This window comes from Pengzhenrongella frigida (genome assembly GCF_004168625.1).
GTDB classification, from domain to species: domain Bacteria; phylum Actinomycetota; class Actinomycetes; order Actinomycetales; family Cellulomonadaceae; genus Pengzhenrongella; species Pengzhenrongella frigida.
In genome coordinates, this window is record NZ_SDWW01000003.1 from 79,544 (window position 1) to 99,669 (window position 20,126).

At 73.2% G+C, this 20,126-nt stretch carries 15 protein-coding genes and 1 riboswitch; of the genes, 6 read left to right on the forward strand and 9 right to left on the reverse strand.

Going from position 1 to position 20,126, the window contains the following annotated elements:
* Window positions 1-7 precede the first annotated feature (7 nt).
* Window positions 8-871 (reverse strand): Cof-type HAD-IIB family hydrolase, encoded by an 864-nt coding sequence (locus tag EUA98_RS01860; RefSeq protein WP_130100963.1) that lies wholly within the window; start codon window positions 869-871, stop codon window positions 8-10.
* 161 nt (window positions 872-1,032) lie between these two features.
* Between EUA98_RS01860 and EUA98_RS01865 the strand changes: the two genes are divergently transcribed.
* On the forward strand, window positions 1,033-3,825 hold the full coding sequence (locus tag EUA98_RS01865; protein ID WP_130100964.1) for a helix-turn-helix transcriptional regulator: 2,793 nt from the start codon (window positions 1,033-1,035) through the stop codon (window positions 3,823-3,825).
* Window positions 3,826-3,868: 43 nt separating this feature from the next.
* Here EUA98_RS01865 and EUA98_RS01870 read toward each other — a convergent pair whose 3' ends face one another.
* The 5 genes from EUA98_RS01870 to EUA98_RS01890 all read right to left on the reverse strand — a co-directional run bounded on the left by EUA98_RS01870 (window position 3,869) and on the right by EUA98_RS01890 (window position 5,850).
* Window positions 3,869-4,165, reverse strand: coding sequence for an SHOCT domain-containing protein (locus EUA98_RS01870; RefSeq protein WP_130100965.1), 297 nt, complete (start codon window positions 4,163-4,165; stop codon window positions 3,869-3,871).
* Between the two features lie 80 nt (window positions 4,166-4,245).
* A complete protein-coding gene (locus EUA98_RS01875; protein WP_207218928.1) occupies window positions 4,246-4,683 on the reverse strand; it encodes a DUF6325 family protein in 438 nt (145 codons plus the stop codon).
* Between the two features lie 120 nt (window positions 4,684-4,803).
* Entirely contained in the window at window positions 4,804-5,355 is a 552-nt protein-coding gene (locus EUA98_RS01880; protein WP_130100966.1) for a potassium channel family protein, read from the reverse strand.
* Window positions 5,348-5,599, reverse strand: a complete 252-nt coding sequence (locus EUA98_RS01885) for a hypothetical protein (protein WP_130100967.1) — start codon at window positions 5,597-5,599, stop codon at window positions 5,348-5,350. Before EUA98_RS01885 ends, EUA98_RS01880 begins: the two co-directional genes overlap by 8 nt.
* A complete protein-coding gene (locus EUA98_RS01890; RefSeq protein ID WP_130100968.1) occupies window positions 5,596-5,850 on the reverse strand; it encodes a DUF8691 family protein in 255 nt (84 codons plus the stop codon). The genes EUA98_RS01885 and EUA98_RS01890 overlap by 4 nt, the downstream gene beginning before the upstream one ends.
* A 226-nt stretch (window positions 5,851-6,076) precedes the next feature.
* On the opposite strand from EUA98_RS01890, the gene EUA98_RS01895 reads away from it, so the two are divergent.
* On the forward strand, window positions 6,077-7,312 hold the full coding sequence (locus EUA98_RS01895) for an Nramp family divalent metal transporter (protein WP_130100969.1): 1,236 nt from the start codon (window positions 6,077-6,079) through the stop codon (window positions 7,310-7,312).
* A 106-nt stretch (window positions 7,313-7,418) separates the two neighbouring features.
* Here EUA98_RS01895 and EUA98_RS01900 read toward each other — a convergent pair whose 3' ends face one another.
* Both EUA98_RS01900 and EUA98_RS01905 read right to left on the reverse strand, forming a co-directional pair.
* The gene (locus EUA98_RS01900) at window positions 7,419-10,247 is read right to left on the reverse strand and encodes an FAD-binding and (Fe-S)-binding domain-containing protein (protein ID WP_130101022.1); all 2,829 of its coding nucleotides are present in this window, start codon (window positions 10,245-10,247) and stop codon (window positions 7,419-7,421) included.
* A 92-nt stretch (window positions 10,248-10,339) separates the two neighbouring features.
* Window positions 10,340-12,073 carry an L-lactate permease gene (locus tag EUA98_RS01905; RefSeq protein WP_130100970.1) on the reverse strand — a complete coding sequence of 578 codons (1,734 nt, stop codon included), beginning with the start codon at window positions 12,071-12,073 and terminating at the stop codon, window positions 10,340-10,342.
* Window positions 12,074-12,383: 310 nt separating this feature from the next.
* Between EUA98_RS01905 and malQ the strand changes: the two genes are divergently transcribed.
* Complete coding sequence (gene malQ, locus EUA98_RS01910; protein ID WP_130100971.1) at window positions 12,384-13,898, forward strand: 4-alpha-glucanotransferase; 1,515 nt, start codon at window positions 12,384-12,386, stop codon at window positions 13,896-13,898.
* A gap of 42 nt (window positions 13,899-13,940) precedes the next feature.
* Here the strand turns inward: malQ and EUA98_RS01915 are convergent, their stop codons facing one another.
* Window positions 13,941-16,502, reverse strand: a complete 2,562-nt coding sequence (locus EUA98_RS01915; protein ID WP_207218929.1) for a cation-translocating P-type ATPase — start codon at window positions 16,500-16,502, stop codon at window positions 13,941-13,943.
* Between the two features lie 109 nt (window positions 16,503-16,611).
* Window positions 16,612-16,716, forward strand: a riboswitch (TPP riboswitch).
* A 95-nt stretch (window positions 16,717-16,811) separates the two neighbouring features.
* Between EUA98_RS01915 and EUA98_RS01920 the strand changes: the two genes are divergently transcribed.
* The 3 genes from EUA98_RS01920 to EUA98_RS01930 are packed head-to-tail and all read left to right on the forward strand — an operon-like array spanning window position 16,812 to window position 20,112.
* Window positions 16,812-17,678 (forward strand): ECF transporter S component, encoded by an 867-nt coding sequence (locus tag EUA98_RS01920; RefSeq protein ID WP_242511206.1) that lies wholly within the window; start codon window positions 16,812-16,814, stop codon window positions 17,676-17,678.
* A 14-nt stretch (window positions 17,679-17,692) separates the two neighbouring features.
* Window positions 17,693-19,312 (forward strand): ABC transporter ATP-binding protein, encoded by a 1,620-nt coding sequence (locus tag EUA98_RS01925; RefSeq protein WP_130100973.1) that lies wholly within the window; start codon window positions 17,693-17,695, stop codon window positions 19,310-19,312.
* Complete coding sequence (locus tag EUA98_RS01930; RefSeq protein WP_242511207.1) at window positions 19,309-20,112, forward strand: energy-coupling factor transporter transmembrane component T family protein; 804 nt, start codon at window positions 19,309-19,311, stop codon at window positions 20,110-20,112. Before EUA98_RS01925 ends, EUA98_RS01930 begins: the two co-directional genes overlap by 4 nt.
* The last annotated feature ends 14 nt before the right edge of the window (window positions 20,113-20,126 follow it).

Genomic DNA, 20,126 nt, shown 5'->3' on the forward strand with positions numbered 1-20,126 from the left:
GGCCACGCTACGTCCAGGAGAGCCCGAGCACGGACGAGATCGTCCGCACGACCCCGTTCTCGGAGTTCGACGGGGCGACGAACCGCGCCCGCGCCCGCAGCTCGGGGTGCGCGTTGTCCATCGCGAACGAGTAGTCCGCGGCGTCCATCATCTCCAGGTCGTTGAGGAAGTCGCCGAACACCATCGTCTCGGCGCGCGTGATGCCGAGCGCCGCCTGGAGGTGACGGATGCCCTCGCCCTTGTTCGCCGTGGTGTTCATGATGTCGGCCCAGTGCTCGCCGGAGACCACGACCTGGTGCGTGGCGCGAAAGCCGGCCAGGGCGGGGGCGACGTCGTGCGCGGCGGAGCCGAAGGTGAAGACGGCGACCTTGAGCACCTCGTCGTCGGTCACGTCCGCGAGGTCGTCGACCACCGTCAGGCGCGAGTAGTACTTGTCCACCTCCGCGCGGAACGGTGCGTCCTGGCGTTCGATGTACGCCGAGCGCTTGCCGCACACCACGGCGCCGACATCCGCCCCCCGGGTGCGCAGGGTGCGGACGGCCGCGACCAGGCGCCCCACCACGTCCAGCTCGAGGCAGTCGGAGCTGACCTCCTGGCCGCGGGCGACCACGTAGGTGCCGTTCTCCGCGATGAACACGACGTCGTCGGCGACGTCCGCGAACCGCTCCAGCAGGTTGAAGTACTGCCGCCCGCTCGCCGGGCAGAAGACGATGCCGCGGCGGCTCAGCTCGCGTACGAGCGGCCACAGGTGCTCGTGCAGCTCGTTGTCGTCGTCGAGCAGGGTGCCGTCCATGTCGGCGGCGATCAGGCGGATCTCGGGGCGGACGGCGAACGTCGGGGGCTCGCGTCGGGTTGCTTCGGCCTCAGTCATCCGCACGATTCTCCCCTAGGTGGCGGGCGACGTCGTTCACCCGCCCGTCCGCGGCCCCCCGGGTGGATTGCCCCGACTTGTGCTATCCACGAAGGGGGAGCTCCTGAGAAATCGGGAGCAGACGGGCAGAACGTGCACGGTGGGCGATCCCAGGGGGATACATGCACCAGACGACCGACCCGACGACGGTGTCGGCACGCACCCCGGCGGGGCCGCTGCTGAGCACCCGGTTCGCGGTCCCGTCGCCCGCGCGCGACCTGGTGGTCCGCGATCGCCTGCTCGACGGCGTGAGTGCCGGCGTCGAGGGCCTCCTGACCTTGGTGAGCGCGCCCGCCGGGAGCGGGAAGACCGTCCTGCTCGCGGCGTGGCTCGCGTCGCGGGCCGTTCCCGGCCCGGTGCTGTGGATGACGATGGACGACGGCGACGAGCGTCCGGGGGTGTTCTGGGCGTACGTCATCGAAGGGCTGGCCCGCACCGGGGTGGACCTTGCCGGTGCAGGTGCTCCGGAGCGCCCCGACACGGTCGCGCGGCCCCTGCTCGACCGGCTCGCGGTGCGGATCGCGGCGCGTACGGAACCGGTCGTGCTCGTGCTCGACGACGGTGACTGCCTGGTCGACCGCACGCTCGGCGGTGATCTCGGGTACCTGCTCCGGCACTGCGACGGACGCCTTCGGGTCGTGCTGGCGACGCGGACCGACCCGACCCTCCCGCTGCACCGGTACCGGCTGGAGGGTGCGGTCACCGAGATACGTGCCACGGACCTGGCCTTCACCCTCGACGAGACGAGTGAGCTGCTGCATCGATCGGGGCTGGACCTCGCCGCGCCCGAGGTGGAGGCCCTGGTCGACCGCACCGATGGCTGGCCGGCCGGGCTGAAGTTCGCCGCCATGAGCCTGGCCGGGCGGGCCGACACCGGCCTGGCGATCCGCGAGTTCACCGGCGACGACGGCGACGTGGCGGCCTACCTCGTCAGCGAGGTGCTCGATGCGCAACCGTCACCGCTGCGGGACGTTCTGCTCCGGACCAGCGTGGTGGACCAGCTCGAGCCCGGCCTGCTCGAGGCTCTGACCGGGGACCCGGCCGGCGGGCGCACGCTCGAGTTCATGGCGCACGGGAACTCGTTCATCCAACCCGTGTCCGGCCACCATGGCTTCTACCGCTATCAGCCGTTGTTCCGCGAGTTCCTGCGCGCCCAGCTGCGGTTCGAACGGCCGGACCTCGTGCCCGGGCTGCACGGGCTCGCTGCCGACTGGTTCGCCCGGAACGACCGGCGGCCCGAAGCGGTCGGGCATGCCGCCGCCGCCGGGTTGTGGAGCGATGCGGCGCGCTACCTCGTCGACGACCTGGGGATCGACGCGCTGCTCACCGGGCCGACGGACGCACCGGTCGCTGCGCTGTTCGCCGCCCTGCCCGACGACGCGGAGGGTGCCGAGGTCGACCTGGTCCGGGCCGCCCTGGCCATCACCGCCGGAGAGGTCGACCGGTGTCGCGCGTCTCTCGTGCGGGTCCGGGCCGCTCTCGACGCGACGCGCACCCGCCCGGCGTACGCCTGCCGGCTCTCCGTCGCGCTCATCGAGGCGCGCCTGGGCCACCGGACGTCCGACGTGACTGCCGGGCTCGAGGCGATCGATACCGCCGAGCACCTGCTGCGATCCGTGGTGCCCCCGACGGTCGCCGCGCGCTCGGCGATCGGCGCGCTGCTCGCCGGCTCCCGGGGTGAGCTGCTTCTGCTGCGCGGGGACCTGGGCTCCGCCCGGACCTCGCTCGCCGTCGCCGTCGACACGGCCGATGCCGCGGGGCGCGAAGACCTCCTGGCAGACGCGCTCGGAGCCGGGTCCCTGGTTGCGGCGCTCAGCGGGCGGCTGCGGCAGGCCACGGAGCTGGCGGAACGGGCGGACTCGATCGCGCGGCGCTCCGGCAGCACCGCGGGTGCGGGAAACACCGCCGCGGCCCGAGCCTGGATCCGGATGGAGGAGTACGCGCTCGATGCGACCCGCGACCACGCGATGGACGTCGAGGTTGCCGTCTCGCCGGACGAGCCGATCCTCGTGGGGGTTCTGGCCCTGGTCCGTGCACGGCTCCTGCGTGCGACGGGCGATCTCGCAGGGGCCCGGGCCGCGCTCCTCGCAGTGCCTGACGCGTCCTCGGGTGCCGCACCACCGGCCTGGCTGGCTGCCTGGCTGGGCGCCGCCGACGCCGCGCTCCTGGTCGCGGACGGGCACCCGGACGCGGCAGTCGACGCGATCGCGGAACTCGCGGAGCCCGAGCTCCCCGAGCCGGCCGTCATCCTGGAGCTGGCGCGGATCGCGCAGGGTGAGGTCGACTCGGCGCGCGCCCCCGTCGCACTCGCCGCGCTCGCCCAGGACGAGACGAAACCGCTCGACACCCGCGTCACGGCGCTGATCGTCCAGGCGACCCGCGCCGCCTGTCTCGGCGACCCGGGCCGGGCCCGGGCCGCCCTGGAGCGGTCGCTCCGCCTGGCGTCCCCGGAACTCCTGCGCCGCCCGTTCAAGGAAGCCTCGCCGGCCGTGCGCCGCATGCTGCGCACCACTGGCCATCTGGCGGCGCAGTACCCGTGGCTCGACGTCCCCCCGGGGATCGGGCCGCGCAGCGACGAGACCGCGAGGCCGGACCCCTCGGGCGCCGCCGCGCGCGTCGTGGACCTCATCGAGCCGCTCACGCGCAAGGAGCAGGAGGTGCTCGGTCATCTCGCGGACCTGCTCGGCACCGACGAGATCGCGAGCGCGATGTTCGTCTCGGTGAACACCGTGCGCACCCATGTGCGGAGCATCTTGCGCAAGCTCGGCGCCGCGCGTCGCAACGAGGCGATCCGCCGGGCCTGGGAGCTCGGGCTGCTGCCCGGCCACGCGGGCGGCACCCCGCCAGATCACCCGACCCAGTCAGATCGCCCGAAACCCCTTGACCGGGCCGTTCATTCGAAGATCGCGCGCTGACCGCCACCTCGAGGTCACCAGGACACGAGGTGACGGCGCACGGTCACGACTCGAGGATGCGGCTCTTCTGGGTGTCGAACTCCGCCTCACTGAGGATGCCCTGGGACTTGAGCTCCCCGAGCTCCTTGAGCTGCGCGAGCTTCTGGTCCATCGAGGTATCCGGCGTCGAGGTGTCCGGCGCGGCGGCGACGGGCTGCGGGGCGGGTTCCGGCTCGGGCTGCTGCTCCTCGTCCTGCTTCGCCCAGCGCCCGGCCTGGCGGCGCGAGACCCGATTGGACACGGCGGTGGCGGTTCCCGCGATCGCGGCGGTCCGAGCGACACCTCGAAGGAGTCCAGGCATGGCATGCGTCCTTTCTACGGTCGTGCCTTCTCTAGGGTCGTGCCTTCACGGTTCGTGCGGGCGGTCCGGGGAGCCTGGCGTCAGGTGAGCTGGTCGACGTCGTCCAGGGAGGCGAGGATCGCCTGGACCGGGATGCGCCCGCTTGCGACCAGCTGGGCCCCGCCGCGGCGCAGCGCTGCGGCGAAGGGGGCAGCCCAACAGTTCTCGTAGACCAGGATCCCGGCCGAGCTGCCGGGCTCCAGGACCGTGCCCGCCTCCTCGACGTCGTCCGGACCGATCAAGCCGGAGGAGACCCCCTCGAAGACCGCCAGGTCGAGGCTGCCATCCCGGTCGAGGTCGGCGAGCTCCAGACCGCTGAGGGTCCCGTCCAGCTCCTTCTTGACGAACACGAGATCGAGGATGCGGATGACTCCTCGATCCACCAGATCGACGAGCATCGGAAGGCCTTCGCCGGTCATCCGGCTTCCGGGGAACTCGACCACGATGTAGTCGATCGGACCAATCTCTGCATCGGCCATGGCCGCCATCCCTGGGTCTCGGAGCTCCGGTGCGGTGCGATGCGCCGCAGGTCGAGGATCGCGGGGCGCGGCATTCCGGCGCGTCACCCCGCGCGGACGATCCGGGCGCCGAGGACGAGGTCATGGACGGGTACCACCGTCGTGCGGAGCCGGCGCCTGGCCGAAGCCCCGCAGGTTGCTGAGCACCCGGAGCGCCGTTCCGACGTAGATCAGGTTGAGGAGCATCTGAGCGGTGACGAGCAGGCGTGCCGGCGAGCTCACGGCGTGGATGTCCCCGTAGCCGACCGTGGCGACCGTGGTCACGGTGAAGTAGAGCGCGTCCGTGCGGTTCTCCATGCCGCTGAACTGGTCCGGGGAGCTCGACGCGATCCGGTCGTACGTCACGGCGAACACGAGGATGAGCACGTACAGCGCGGTGAGCAGCGTCTCAGCGCGGGTCCAGACCGACGGCCCGGCGCGTCGGGCCCTGCGCTGGACGCGCAGCACGACGGCGATCCCGGCGAGGGCCAGCAGGACGCAGCCGGCCCGCGCGGCTGACTCCGGGTCGTCGAACGGGCCGCCGGCCGGAAGCACGAAATAGGAGGCGGTGAGCAGCATGAGCATGAGGGTCGTGCGCCACAGGAATGCCGAGAGCTGGTGCGCGATCGACTCCTCGGCGGCGGCCTCAGGCATCGACCGGACCGGCGAGCGGGGCCCGAACCGGTTGCGCTCCCACCAGCACGAGGCCCTTGCGCTCCAGCATCGCAGCGATGTCCGCGGGGCCCTGCCCGGGTGACAGACGCAGGCGGAGCACCGTGACGGTCGCGGTCCGGATCGCGCCGAGGTCGGCGAACGTGCTGCGCAGCATCGGGCTGAGCAGCCCGGCGACCTTCACCTGGTAGCGGATCCGGCCCGGCGGGCGGGGGTCGTGGGTCACGTGTGCCGCCCCGTGCTCGTGGCGGGCTCGCCGGGAGGGGGTTCCGGGGCGGGCACCTGGCGCACCTCGATGACCTCGAGCCCCAGGGCGCGCAGTCGCGCGAGCAGACCGAACAGGGCGGCCTGGTCCGCGATGTCCCCGTAGAGGACGGTGCTGGCGCGCTCGGTGGCCAGGGTCACCGCACCGAGGTCGCGAAGATCCTGCTCCGGGATCACGCCGGACACCCACACCTCGTACGTCGTCATCGCCATGGCTCAACCCCGCTTCGCTGAGGCCGCGTGCCGTCCCGATCCGGGTGCGCCGGACCTTGGTCGGGTCGGGTCGCGGTGGGTCTGAGCCTCGTTGACGGGTGGTGACGGGTCGTCATCCAGCAGGGGTGACCTTGGGCAGGGTGCTGTCCGCGGCGGGGGAGAGGGGGGAGATACTGGTGCCGAGAAGTTCGGGTATCCGAACTTCCATCGAGCGCAGGAGGTGCCGATGACCACGGTCACGCGCCCCGAGGTCGCGCGCAGGCGGCGCGTCCTGCCCCTGCTCGGACCCGCCTTCGTCGCGGCGATCGCCTATGTGGATCCGGGCAACGTCGCCGCCAACATCACCGCCGGCGCGCGGTACGGGTTCTTGCTCGTCTGGGTCCTGGTCATGGCCAACCTGATGGCCGTCCTGGTGCAGTACCAGTCGGCGAAGCTGGGGCTGGTCACCGGGCGCACCCTGCCGGAGCTCGTGGGTGAACGGCTGCGCCGGCCGGCGCGGCTGGCGTTCTGGGCGCAGGCCGAGGTCGTGGCGGCGGCCACCGACCTCGCCGAGGTGATCGGTGGGGCGATCGCGCTCTACCTGCTGTTCGGTACCCCCTTGCTGGTCGGCGGGGTGATCGTCGGGACGGTCTCCATGGGGCTGCTCGCGGTGCAGAGCCGGTACGGGCAGCGACCGTTCGAGTCCGTCGTGATCGGACTGCTGGTGATCATCGCGGTCGGGTTCGTCGCCGGCGTCGTGGTCAACCCGCCCGCCGCCGGGGACGTGGTGGGTGGGCTCGTGCCGCGGTTCGACGGCGCCGACAGCGTGCTGCTCGCCACGAGCATGCTCGGAGCGACCGTGATGCCGCACGCGATCTACGTGCACTCCGCGCTGGCGCGGGACCGGCACAGCGGCGTCGTCCCGGGCGAGCGGCGGCTCCTGCTGCGCGCGACCCGGTGGGACGTCATCGGCGCGCTCGGCCTTGCCGGCGTCGTGAACCTGGCGATGCTCCTGCTCGCGGCGACGAGCCTGCAGGGCGCGGCCGGCACGGACACCGTCACCGGTGCCCACGCCGCGGTCGTGTCCGCGCTCGGCCCGGGCATCGGGCTGGTGTTCGCGATCGGGCTGCTGGCGTCGGGGCTGGCCTCCACCTCGGTCGGCTGCTACGCCGGCGCGACCATCATGCAGGGGCTCGTCCACCGCCAGATCCCGTTGCTGCTGCGGAGACTGATCACGATGATCCCGGCGCTCCTCGTCCTCGGGGCCGGGATCGACCCGACCTGGGCGCTGGTCATCAGCCAGGTCGTGCTGAGCTTCGGCATCCCGTTCGCCCTCGTGCCGCTGCTGCGGCTGACGAGCGATCGGACGCTGATGGGCGCCAACGCGAACAGGCCGGTGATGCGCTGGGCGATGACCGCGATCGTGCTGATCGTCGCCCTGCTGAACGTCGGCCTGATCGCACTGACGGTCACCGGCGCGTAGCGGCGCAACGTCACCGGCGCGTAGCGGCGCAACGTCACCGGCGCGTAGCGGCGCAACGTCACCGTCGCGCAGCGGCGCAATGTCACCGGCGCGTAGCGGCGCCCGGCTACGGTCGGGTGACCTCCTCCAGGAGCTCGAGCACGTGCCGGTAGGGCTCCCCGGTCGCCCGGGTCATGCCGAGCTCGCACGTGCGGTTGCAGGACGCGTGCGCCGTCACGTCGAGGGCGGCGACGTCGGCCGCCTCCGCGGCCGTCGCGGACTCGGTCAGCTCCGGGTGCAGCATCCCGCGGTCCCCGGCGAACGCGCAGCAGCCCCAGTTCTCGGGGACCTCCACGCGCTCGGCCACCCCGCCGGCCACCGTCTTGAGGTCCTCGTTCATGCCCATCCGGGTGGACGAGCAGGTCGGGTGCACCACGATGGACTCGATGGACTCGAGCTTCGTGTAGTCGGGCAGCAGCGGCAGGAGATGCGAGATCGCGAACTCGACGGAGTCGACGATGGTCATCGGCTTGTCGCTCGGGTCGGACTCGACCGTGTGCCGCAGGCCCTCGGTGCACGACGACGCGTCGCACACGATGGGGAGCTCGCCGTCCCGGGTGGCCAGCCGCAGGGCCGCCAGCGTCTTGCGGTGCATGGTGGCCTCACCGGCCTCGAGCCCCTTCGACGACCACGGCGTGCCGCAGCACAGGCCGTCGATCCCCTCGGGAACCAGCACCGTGACGCCTGCGCGCTCGCACAGCTGCTCGAAGCTCTTCTGGATGCCCGGGGAGGTGTCCACGGCCGGGCCGAACATCGTCCCGACGCAGGCCGGGAAGTAGACGGCCGCCGGCTCGGTGGTCGGGGCCGGGCGCTTGCGCGCGCTGCCGCCGCCGGGGATCTCCGCCGAGTACAACGGCACGACGTCCTTGCCGAGCACGGCCCGCGCCAGCTTGTCCGGCACCAGCACGACGCCGATCGGGACCTTGCGGACCACATCGAGCGCGAGGCTCGCACCCTGGGTGACGACGGACCAGTTCTTGGCCGCGGTGCCCCAGACCCCGTTGAGGACCGGGCCGGCGTTGGCCTTGCGTAACCGCTTGACCAGCGTCGCGGTGTTGATGTCCACCGGGCACGCGAGCTGGCACAGGCTGTCGACGGCACACGTGTCGACGGCGGCGTACGCCCAGTCGTGCTCGAGCTCGGCGGCGAGCGCCGAGTTGCCGTCGAGGGTGGCCTGCTCGATGGCGCGCAGCGTGACGATCCGCTGGCGCGGGGTGAGGGTGAGGTTCTTGCTCGGGCAGACGGGCTCGCAGTACCCGCACGAGACGCAGCGGTCGACCTCCTCGGCCACCGGCGGGGCGGACTTGATGTGCCGCAGGTGCGCCTTCGGGTCGTCGTCCATCAGCACGCCGGGGTTGAGCATCCCGGCCGGATCGAACAGCCGCTTGACCTCGCGCATGACCTCGTAGAGCTCGTCGCCGTACTGGCGGCGCACGTACGGGGCCATCACGCGGCCGGTCCCGTGCTCGGCCTTGAGCGAACCGCCCTCACCGAGGACGACGTCGACCATGTCCTCGGTGAACGCGCTGTAGCGGTCCAGCTCGGCCTTGGCCTGGAAGCCGTCGGTGAGCATGAAGTGGATGTTGCCGTCCTTGGCGTGGCCGAAGATCACGCTGTTGCGGTAGCTGTACCTGTCGAACAGCTTGATCAGCTCGATGCAGGTGCGGCCGAGCGCGGGCACGGGCACGACGACGTCTTCGAGCAGCGCGGTGGTGCCCGGGCGGCGGGCGCCCGCGACCGCGGCGTAGAGACCCTTGCGCAGGTGCCACAGCTGGGCGCGTGCGGCGGCGTCGGCGCTGAAGGCGGCCGGCGCGCTCAGCGGCAGGGAGCCGACGAGCGTCGCGCCCACCCGCTGCTGCTCGAGGAGGCCCTCGGCGCTGTCGGCGTGGTACTCGACCAGGAGCGCGGCGTGCTCGCGCACGGCCAGGTCGAGGATCAACTGGGGCGTGCCGGGCAGCGCCTGGCCCACCTTCAGCGACAGCGCGTCCATCAGCTCCAGGGTGGCCGCGCCGGTCTCGACGAGCGCCGGCAGGGCCGCGTTGGCGGCCTCGAGGTCGTCGAAGACCAGCAGCCCGGTGGTGACGTGGTTGAGCTTCGGCACCGTGCGGAAGACGGCCTCGGCGACGAAGCCGAGCGTGCCCTCGCTGCCCACGATCAGGTGGGCGAGGATGTCGGACGGCTTGTCGAAGTCGAGGAGCGAGTTGACCCCGTACCCCATCGTGTTCTTCATCGAGAACTGGTGCTGGATCGTCGCCACCGACGCGGCGTTGCCCTTGACCCGGCGCGAGAGCCGGACGAGACCCTCGTGCAGGGCCGGCTCTCGGGTCCGCAGGTGCTCGTCGGCGTCGGGCGCCCCGGTGTCGACCACCGTGCCGCTGGGCAGCACGACGGTGAGGGAGTCGATCGTCCGGTAGGTGTTGTCCACCGTGCCGCAGGCCATGCCGGACGAGTTGTTCGCCACCACGCCGCCGATCGTGCAGGCGCGCTCGCTGGCGGGGTCCGGGCCGAACTTGCGGCCGTAGGGGGCGAGCCGTGCGTTCAGCGCGCGCACGGTGACGCCGGGCTGGACCCGCACGCGGGCGCCGCCGGCGAGCACCTCGATGCCCTTGAAGTTGCGCCGCACGTCCACCAGGACGCCGTCGGTGAGCGCCTGGCCGCTGAGGCTGGTCCCGCCGGAGCGGAAGGTGAGCGGGACGCCCTGGGCGGCGCTGGCGCGCAGCAGCCGGCCCACCTCGTCGGCGTCGGCGGCGACCACGACGGCCTGCGGGATCAGCAGGAAGTGCGAGGCGTCGTGCGCGCCGGCGTGGAGGTCGAGGGCGCGGGTCCTGACCTGGGTCGGATCTGCCACTGCGGTGCGCAGCGCCGTGCTCAGGGGGGTGTTCAGCGCGCTGAGCATGGGGCCGTCCTGTCCGGTGGGGGTGATCGGGGAGCGCGGGGTGGCGGCGTGGCGACGGGCGTCGGTCGGGGTGGTCGCTGCGTGGCCGGCCATCACGGCACCATCCAACCGAGCACCGGGGTCGACTGCAGCAGGACGAGGCCGGCCATCAGGACGAGCAGCCCCAGGCTCCAGCCGAGCAGCTTGCGGAACAGTGTGCCCTCCCCGCCTTCGAGGCCAGCGGCGGCGGCCGCGACGGCGAGGTTCTGGACCGAGACCATCTTGCCGAGCGCGCCGGCCGACGAGTTGGACACGGCCATCAGCACCGGCGAGAGGCCGGTCTGGGTGGCGGCGGTGACCTGGAGCTGGCCGAACAACGAGTTCGACGAGGTGTCCGACCCGGTCAGAGCGACCCCGACCCAGCCGATCACGGGGGAGAGCACGGCGAAGAACCCGCCGGCGGAGGCGAGGGCGACGCCCATCGTCGTGGTCTGCCCCGACAGGCTCATCACGAAGGACAGGGCCAGCACGGTGCTCACGGTGACGATCGTCCACCGCAGCTGGTAGACGCCCTCCCGGTAGATCGCCCAGCCCTTGCGGGCGCTGACCTTGTACAGCGCCATCGTGGCCAGGCCCGAGAACAGCAGCAGGGTCCCGGTCGCCTTGAGGTGGTCGAGCTTGAACAGCTGGGCCGCCACCGGTTCGCCGTCGGCCGAGGTGACGTCCAGGCCGGGCCAGCGGAACGTGACGCTCCCGACCTCGGTGAGCCAGGCCTTGACGGCCGGGATCTGGGCCACCGAGAACACCGCGATGATGATCAGGTACGGCGCGGTGGCCATGAGGATGTGCCGCGTGCTCGGCCGGGTGGCGTCCGCAGGCGAGTCACCGGTGTGGTGGTGGTTGCCCGAGGTCGCGGCGCGCGCGACGGCTTCGGTGACGGAGGTCTTCGCGGAGAAGCGATCGGTGCGTGCGGCCCCGACCGGTTCGAGCGCCGGGGTGCGCGCGGCGTCGTCGTCGGCGGACGAGGTGATGGTCTGGGTCGGCTGCCACACGCGCAGCATGAGCAGGACCGCGCCCACCGTGACGATCGCGGCGATCACGTCGGTCAGCTCGATGGCGAAGTAGTTGGAGACCACGAACTGCGTCATCGCGAAGACGATGCCCGCCATCACGGCCACCGGCCAGGTCTGCTTCAGCCCGCGGCGGCCGTCGACGACGAACACGAGCACCAGCGGCACGACCAGCGCGACCAGGCCCTGACGCCCGGCCATCGTGGCGATGTCGTCCACGGGGAGGCCGGTGACGCCGCTCAGGGCGATGACCGGCGCGGCCATGGCCCCGAAGGCGACGGGCGCCGTGTTGGCGATCAGCGCGACGATCGCGGACTTCAGCGGCGTCATGCCGGCGGCGATGAGCATCGCGGCGGCGATCGCCACCGGGGCGCCGAACCCGGCCAGGGACTCCAGCAGGGCGCCGAACCCGAATGCGATCAGGATCGCGAGGATCCGATGGTCGCTCGTGATCGACCGGATGGTCTGCCCGAGGACGGCGAACCAGGGGGTGGCGACCGTCAGCCGGTAGACCCACAGCGCGTTCACCAGGATCCACAGGATCGGGAAGAGCCCGTAGACCAGGCCCTCCGCGGTCGCGCTGAGCGCCTGGCCGACCGGCATCTTCCAGCCGACGACGGCGAGCACGATGGACAGCAGCAGGCTGGCGAGCGCGGCCTGCGGTGCCTTGACGCGGAACGCGCCGAGCAGCACGAAGAGCAGGACGAGGGGGAGGGCGGCGCAGATGGCCGACAACACGAGCGATCCCGCGATCGGATCGATGATCTGTTCGAACATGGTGCAGTCTCCGCGCTGAGTTGCGTCACATCGTTGTGACTGGTGTTTCGTTGCTGGGCGGTTCCCGGTGGCCGCTCGTCGATCGAGGTGCTTCCAGGGAACCAGCGGGTGAAAGGTGTTACCTAGGCATTTGGTCCTGTGCGCCGGGCCCGGGAGCGCTTCGTTCTTGAGCGGGTCGGACGCCGGCCCGCGTGCTTTCGCCGGTTCGGCCGGATCCGCGCTCGTTCTGACGATCCGCAATTCGCGGCGCGACCAGGCCTTTCGTCCCGCGTCGCTCCGATCGGGGTGGCATCCCTGACAGGATGTGGCCATGACCGTGAGCCCACCCTTCGCCGGCCGCCAGTTCGGCATCCTGCTGCACCCGTCGAGCCTGCCCGGCCAGGACGACATCGGGACGCTCGGCGCCCAGGCGTACGAGTTCGTCGACTGGCTCGCCAGCACAGGGGCCTCGATCTGGCAGATCCTCCCGCTGACCCTCAACGGCCAGTACGACTCCCCGTACTTCAGCTACTCGACGTTCGCGGGAAACCCGTGGCTGGTGGACCTGGCGCTCCTGCGCGACGCCGGCCTGCTGCCCGATCCCCAGCTCCACGCCGAGGTCATCGACGCCCACGTCCCGTTCGCCGACCTGCCGCGGACCAAGCGCCCGCAGCTGCTCGCGGCCGCCGATGCGTTCCTCGCCGACCCGGCCCACGCCTGGTGGCCCGCGTTCCGGCAGTTCCGGGCCGAGCAGGCCTGGCTCACCGACACCGCGCACTTCTTCGCCCTCAAGGCCCAGTACGACGACGCGCCGTGGTGGCAGTGGCCCGCCGCGCTGCGCACGCGGGAACCGGGCGCCGTCGCGGCCTCGGCGCGCACGCTCGCCGCGCGGATCGCCGAGTGGGAGGTGCTGTTCTACTTCGCCGACCGGCAGTGGTCCGAGCTCAAGGCCTACGCGAACGCCCAGGGCATCCGGGTGCTCGGTGACCTGCCGATCTATGTCAACCACGACTCGGCCGACGTCTGGCTGCACTCCGAGCAGTTCCAGCTCGACGCCGAGGGCGGCCTGACCGCGCAGTCCGGCGTGCCGCCGGACTACTTCAGCGAGACCGGGCAGCTGTGGGGCAACCCGCTGTACCGGTGGGCCGAGATGGCCGAGGACGGCTTCACCTGGTGGGTCGACCGGCTCCGGCGCTGCATCGAGCTGACCGACATCGTGCGGATCGACCACTTCCGTGCGCTCGCGGCCTACTGGGAGGTGCCGGCCGGTGCCGCCGACGCCCGGGGCGGGCGCTGGGTCCAGGGTCCCGGGCAGGCGTTCCTCGATCGCCTGCGCGAGGAGTTCCCGAGCCTGCCGTTCGTCGCCGAGGACCTCGGCACGCTCGACGACGACGTGCACGCGCTCCGCGACGACAACGGCCTGTTCGGCATGCGCATCCTGCAGTTCGGCTTCGACGGCACGCCCGACAACCCGCACCAGCCGCACGCCTTCCCGACGTCGTGCATCGTCTACACGGGCACGCACGACAACGACACGGTGGCCGGCTGGTGGGCCGCCATGCCGCCGGAGCAGCGCGTCGAGGTCGCCCGGTACTACCAGGTCGACCCGGGCTCCGACGTCGGTCGCGTGGTGTGGTCGCTGATCGAGGCGGCCATGGGCTCCCGCGCGGACGTGGCGATCCTGCCGATCCAGGACCTGCTCGTGCTGGACGACCGCGCCCGGATGAACGACCCGTCGACCTTCGTCGGGAACTGGTCCTGGCGGATGCCGCCCACCGCGGAGTCCGCCGAGCTGGCCGAGTCGGTCCGGCGCCTCGCGCAGCAGTACGGGCGCCTGCAGGGCTGACCGTGCGGGGTCGACCCTGCTGCGTCGTCCCGGCGGGGCGTCTCACCGGGTGCGGCGGCGCCGGCGGAGGGGGCCCAGCGCCTTGGCGGTCGTGTCGGCGGCCCAGACCGCCGGGATCGCGAGGCTCGCGAGGGCCCACCCCGCGCCGTCCGGCATCGCGCCCCCCAGCAGGTCAGCCAGGGGCGGGACACCGAGGAACACGAGCAGCATGACGAGCTCGACCGCGACGGCGACCAGCAGCAGCGGGTTCCCCGTGAACCCGGTCGCCCCGACCCAGCGGCTCTCGCTGCGGCACGCGAACGCGTTGGCGAGCTGACCGAGCACGATCGCGGCGAACGCCGTCCCCGATGCCAAGGCCAGCAGCTCCGGCTCGGGGGTGTCCCCGAAGCTCCAGCCGCCGTGCGACAGCACGAGCACGAAACCCGCCATCGACGTCAGCGCCTCCGCTGGCCCCAGCACGCCGAACGCGCGGCGCACCACCCGGGCATCCATCAGGACCCCGAGCCGCGCCGGCCCGGACATGGTCCGCCGGCCCGGGCGCTCCGCCCCGAGCGCCAGCGCCGGCAGCAGGTCGGTGCCGATGTCGAGGGCGAGCACCTGCAGCACGGTCAGCGCGAGCGGCACCGAGCCGCCCGAGATCGCCCAGAGCGCGAACGGGGTGAGCTCGGCGACGTTGTCGGTCAGGTGGTAGGTGAGGAACCGGCGGATGTTGGCGAACGTCGCCCGCCCGAGCTCGACCGCGGCCACGATGGTGCCGAAGTGGTCGTCGAGCAGCACCAGGTCCGCGGCCTCGCGGGCCACGTCGGTGCCGGACGCGCCCATGGCGATGCCGATGTCCGCCGCACGGAGGGCAGGGCCGTCGTTGACGCCGTCGCCCGTCATGGCCACGACGTGGCCCCGGGACTGGAGGGCGTGCGCGATCCGGAGCTTTCCCTCCGGGGTGACCCGGGCGACGACCACGTCGTCGCGGTCGAGCAGCGCGCCGAGCGCCGCGTCGTCGGTGGGCAGGTCGGTCCCCTCCACGACCAGCGCCTCGCCGCGCACGAGACCGACCTCGCGCGCGATCGTCACCGCGGTGATCGGGTGGTCGCCGGTCACCATGGCGATCCGGATGCCGGCGGTGCGGCACGAGGCGATGGCGGCCGCGACGTCGTCCCGCGGGGGGTCCTCGAGCCCGAGCACGGCCAGCAGGTCCAGGTCGTGCTCGTCGTCGGGGGAACCGTCGTCGGTGCGCAGACGGCTGTCCGAGGGGGGTCGTCCGGCGACCGCGAGCACCCGCAGGCCCCCGGTCGCCAGCTGCGTCACCGCGTCGCGCGCGGCGGCCGGGACCTCGTGGCACAGCGCCAGGACCGAGTCCGGTGCGCCCACCACGTGCAGCCCGTCCGCGTCCAGGACCGACGAGCGGCGCCGCCGCGGGTCGAACGGGCGGCGGTGGCCGGGGATGGGCGCGTGCGTGACCCCCGCTCGCGACGCCAGGACGTGCAGGGCCACGTCCATCGGGTCGCCCACCGGCTCCCAGCCGTCGCGGCGCGCGACGGCATGGGCGTCGGGCGAGCACCGCGCGGCGCAGTCGGCGGACGCGGCCAGCGCCCGGAGCGCCGCGGGCGGCCCGGTCAGCGTCGCGGTCGGCTCGTAGCCGAGCCCGTGGACATTCACCGTGCCGGCGGGCGTCCAGGCCGTCACCACGGACATCTGGTTGCGGGTCAGCGTGCCGGTCTTGTCCGTGCAGATGAACGTCGTCGACCCGAGCGTCTCCACCGCTTCGAGGCGTCGCACGAGCGCGTGCTGAGCGGACATGCGCTGCGCGGCCCGGGACAGCGACAACGTGACGGTGGGCAGCAGCCCCTCGGGCACGAGGGCGACCGTCGCGCCGATCGCGAAGAGGAAGCTCTCGTTCAGGGTGCGGCCCAGCACGACGGAGGCGGCGAAGAGCCCGAACCCGATCACGACGGCGATCAGGGCGATGAGTCGCACGACGGTGTGCAGCTGGGTGGCGAGCGGGCTGCGGGGTCGGACCGCACCGCGGGTGGCCGCGGCGATCTCGGCGAGGCGGGTGCGCGCGCCGGTCGCCTCCACGACCGCCTCACCGTGCCCCTCGACGATGTACGTCCCGGCGTGGAGCCGGTCGCCGGTCGCCGTGGACCGTGCGGCGCTCTCGCCCGTGAGGGTCGACTCGTCGACCTGCAGCCCGGGCCCGTGGGCGAGCCGGAGATCGGCCGAGACGCGGTCGCCGGCCTCGAGGATCACGACGTCGCCGACGACGAGGCGCGCCGCGTCCACGACCTGGGCGTGGCCGTCGCGACGGACGGTGGCGCGCACCGGCAGCAGGTCGCGCAGCCGCTCGGCGGCCCGGTCGGCCCGGTACTCCTGCGCGAACGAGAACGACCCGTTGAGGACGACCACGACGACGATGGCGGCGGCCAGCTCGGGCATCTGGGCGATCCAGGCCAGGGCGGCGGCCACCCAGAGCATCACGGCGAAGAAGTGCACCATCTGGCGTGCGAGCTCGCGCAGGGGGTGGGGCGGGGCCGGTGCGGGCAGCCGGTTCGGCCCGTCGGCCGCCAGCCGGTCCGCCGCCTCGCCGGAGCTCAGTCCCGGTGTCACGCCACCCACGCTAGCGAGCGGGCCCCGGCCGGCGAGCGGGGCGCGGGCGCGGGGTGACCGTGCGGCCGACGCGCGTGCACCCGGGGCCGCCGGCGGTGTAATCTCGACGGGGTAACGACAGGGGAGCGCCACCAGGCGCTGAGAGTGCGGGCAACCGCAGACCCTCGAACCTGATCCGGTTTGCACCGGCGTAGGGAGTCGGGTATCTCGGCCGCGAGCCGGGGCACTGACGTCGTCGTCGGCGATCTCGCCGTCGACCCGGCGGTGCACACGTCGCAGCCCTCCCCGTGTGACAACGGGAGGAAAGTCATGGCTAGATCCGAAGAGATGTCGCCCGCCCCGCCTGCTCAGCAGGCCGGACCACCGGCGACGGTACCCAGCCCGACGCACGCGCCGTCCGGCGACGATGGCGGGTGGGGGCAGCTCACGCCCCGTGTGCTCGCTCCGGCCGTGGGCGGACTCGTGCTCGCGGCGGCGGTCTGGGCCGTCGGGCTGCCGGCGGAGCCCCAGGTGTTCGGGGCCCCGCTCGCCGACCTGACGATCCCGGTGGCGATCCTGCTCGGCCTCGCCGGTCTGTGGCTGGCCGGGTGGACCGCCACCACGCGTGAGCCGTGGCGGGTCGTGGACATCGTGACCGCGTCCGTGCTCGGGGTCGCGGGCGGGTTCCTGTTCGTGCTGTGGAACCTGTCCTGGGAGGTGCTCAAGGCGCCGCTGGCCGCGTTCCCGCCGGCGTCGGGCCTCGGCGTCGGCGTCTGGCTGGTGCCCGGCGTGCTGGGCGCGCTCATCATCCGCAAGCCCGGGGCGGCCGTGTACACCGAGCTCGTCGCCGCCGTCGTGTCCGCCCTGGTGGGGAACCAGTGGGGCTTCGCGACGGTCTGGTACGGCCTGCTCGAGGGCCTCGGCCCGGAGGTCGTGTTCGCGATCCTGCTGTACCGCCGGTTCGGGCTCGGGGCGGCGATCGGCGGTGGCGCGGGCGCCGGGGTCGTCGTCGGGCTCCTCGACACGTTCCTGTACTACCCCGAGTTCTCCCCGACGTTCAAGGTGGCGTACATCGCCGCGACCATCGTCAGCGGCGTGGTCATCGCGGGGATCGGCTCGTGGGCGCTGACCAAGGCGCTCGCGCGGACGGGGGCGCTGGCCTCGCTGGCCTCCGGTCGCGACGCGCGGCGGGTCTGACGGTCGTCGGACGCATGACCGGGAGCTCGCCGGTGCCGTCGCCGGGGACGGCCGTTCTGGCCGCCCCCGGCGTGCGGCTGACCGCCCGGGGGTGGGGGTGGCGGCATTCCGGCCGCAAGGCGTGGGCGCTGCGCGGGGTCGACCTGGACATCGCCCCGGGCGAGCGCGTGCTGCTGCTCGGGCCGAGCGGCGCGGGGAAGTCGACCTTGCTCGCCGCGGCCGCGGGCCTGCTCGACGCCGGCGCCGGCGAGTCGGTCGGCCAGCTGTGCCTCGACGGTCTCGACGCCCGCCTGGCCCGCCTCGCCGGCACCGGTCCGGGGGAGTCGCGCACCGGGCTGCTGCTGCAGGACCCCGATGCGCAGACCGTCCTGGCCCGCTGCGGGGACGACGTCGCGTTCGGGCTGGAGAACCATGCCCTGCCCGCCGAGCTGATCTGGCCGCGCGTCGATGCGGCGCTGCGGGCGGTCGGGTTCCCGTACGACCGCGCGCACTCGACCGCGACACTGTCCGGCGGGGAACGCCAACGGCTCGCGCTCGCCGGGGTGGTCGCGATGCGACCCGGGCTGCTGATGCTCGACGAGCCCACCGCGATGATCGATCCCGACGGGGCCCGGATGCTGGTCCGGTCGGTGGAGCGGGTGCTCACCCGCCAGGCCACCGCCGCCGCCGCGACCCTGATCGTCGTCGAGCACCGGGTGGAGCAGTGGCTCGGCCTGGTGACGCGGATCGTGGTGCTCGAGCCCGGCGGTGGGGTCCTCGCCGACGGTCCCGTGCTCGAGGTGCTGGCCGACCAGGGGCCCGAGCTGTTCCGGCACGGCGTGTGGGTGCCGCCGCGGTTCCGGCCCGCGGCGCCCGTTCGCCGCGTCCCGGCCCCGGCCACGGCCACGGCCACGGCCACGGCCCCGGTCGAGGGCGCGGTCCTGCTGCACGCCCGCGGCCTGGCCGTGCGACGCGGCCGCCGGCCGCCGGTGCTGTCCGACGTCGACCTCGAGGTGCGCGCGGGTCAGGCCCTGTTCCTCACCGGCCCGAACGGCGCCGGCAAGTCCACCCTCGCCCTCGCCCTGGCCGGGCTCACCGCCCCCGCGGCCGGCGAGGTCGTCGCGGAAGCGATGCTGGCGGGCGGCGCCGGACCGCATCCCGTGACGTGGCGGGCCCGGGAGCTCGTGACCCGGATCGGGATGGTGTTCCAGGAGCCGCAGCACCAGTTCGTCGCCGCGACGGTCGAGGCCGAGCTCGCCGTCGGGCCGAATCGCGCCGGGATGGATCCCGCCGACACGGCCGCCCGGACGACGGCGGTGCTCGTGCGGCTCCGGCTCGATCGGCTCGCGCAGGCGAACCCGTTCACCCTCTCGGGCGGCGAGCAGCGACGGCTGTCCGTCGCCACCGCCCTGGTGACCCGGCCGACGCTGCTGGTCCTCGACGAGCCCACCTTCGGGCAGGACTCCCGCACCTGGGCCGAGCTCGTCGACCTGCTCCGCGAGCTGCTCGACGCCGGCACCGCCCTGGTCTGCGCGACGCATGACCGCGAGCTGGTCGACGTGTTCGTCGCCGAGGGCCGCGCCCGCGAGCTGCGCGTCGCGGGCGGCACCGTGCAGCCGGTCGGCGCGCCGTCCGCACCGGCGGTGACCCGGTGAGCGTCCTGCAGCTCGGCGCCGGCGACGACGTCCGCGATGCGCCGGTCGCCCGGGCCAACCCCGTCGCCAAGCTCGCGGTCGCCCTGCTCATCTCGGTGATGCTGCTGCTCACCGTGGACGTCGTCACGGCCGGTACGGCCCTGCTGCTCGAGCTCGCGGTCCTGCCGTGGTGCGGGCTGAGTCTGCGCGGCCTGCTCCGGCGCGGCTGGGTCGTGCTCGCCGGGGCGATCCCGGCGGGCCTGGTGACCACCTGGCTCGGGCTCGACTCGGGCGCGGTGCTGGTCGCCGTCGGGCCGGTGACCATCACGGAGGGGTCGCTGCTCGCCGGGTGCGCGATCACGCTGCGGATCTTGTCCGTCGGCCTGCCCGGGGTGGTGCTGCTCGCGACGACCGACCCGACCGACCTGGCCGACGCGCTCGCGCAGGTCGCTCGGCTCCCGCACCGGTTCGTGCTCGCCGCGCTCGCGGCGATGCGGCTGTTCGCGTTGATCGGCAGCGAGTGGGAGTCGCTCGGCGTGGCCCGTCGCGCTCGCGGCCTGGGTGACGACGGTGCGCTCGGACGGGCCCGGACCGCCGTCGGGCAGGTGCTGGCCCTGCTGGTGCTGGTGATCCGGCGCGGGACCCGCCTGTCGATGGCGATGGAGGCCCGCGGGTTCGGGCTCGCCGGTCCGCGGACCTGGGCCCGGCAGAGCCGGCTGCGGTGGTCGGACGCCGTGGTGGTGGCCGGGGGGATCGTGATCGTCACGGTCGCGACCGCCGCCGGGGTCCTCGCCGGGACCTGGCACCTCGCGCTCGCCTGACTGTCAGGGTTCGC

Coding starts and splice junctions, on each gene's coding strand:
- EUA98_RS01860 (WP_130100963.1), bottom strand. CDS start 871: ATGACTGAGGCCGAAGCAACCCGACGCGAGCCCCCGACGTTCGCCGTC.
- EUA98_RS01865 (WP_130100964.1), top strand. CDS start 1,033: ATGCACCAGACGACCGACCCGACGACGGTGTCGGCACGCACCCCGGCG.
- EUA98_RS01870 (WP_130100965.1), bottom strand. CDS start 4,165: ATGCCTGGACTCCTTCGAGGTGTCGCTCGGACCGCCGCGATCGCGGGA.
- EUA98_RS01875 (WP_207218928.1), bottom strand. CDS start 4,683: ATGGCCGATGCAGAGATTGGTCCGATCGACTACATCGTGGTCGAGTTC.
- EUA98_RS01880 (WP_130100966.1), bottom strand. CDS start 5,355: ATGCCTGAGGCCGCCGCCGAGGAGTCGATCGCGCACCAGCTCTCGGCA.
- EUA98_RS01890 (WP_130100968.1), bottom strand. CDS start 5,850: ATGGCGATGACGACGTACGAGGTGTGGGTGTCCGGCGTGATCCCGGAG.
- EUA98_RS01895 (WP_130100969.1), top strand. CDS start 6,077: ATGACCACGGTCACGCGCCCCGAGGTCGCGCGCAGGCGGCGCGTCCTG.
- EUA98_RS01900 (WP_130101022.1), bottom strand. CDS start 10,247: ATGCTCAGCGCGCTGAACACCCCCCTGAGCACGGCGCTGCGCACCGCA.
- EUA98_RS01905 (WP_130100970.1), bottom strand. CDS start 12,073: ATGTTCGAACAGATCATCGATCCGATCGCGGGATCGCTCGTGTTGTCG.
- malQ (WP_130100971.1), top strand. CDS start 12,384: ATGACCGTGAGCCCACCCTTCGCCGGCCGCCAGTTCGGCATCCTGCTG.
- EUA98_RS01920 (WP_242511206.1), top strand. CDS start 16,812: ATGGCTAGATCCGAAGAGATGTCGCCCGCCCCGCCTGCTCAGCAGGCC.
- EUA98_RS01925 (WP_130100973.1), top strand. CDS start 17,693: ATGACCGGGAGCTCGCCGGTGCCGTCGCCGGGGACGGCCGTTCTGGCC.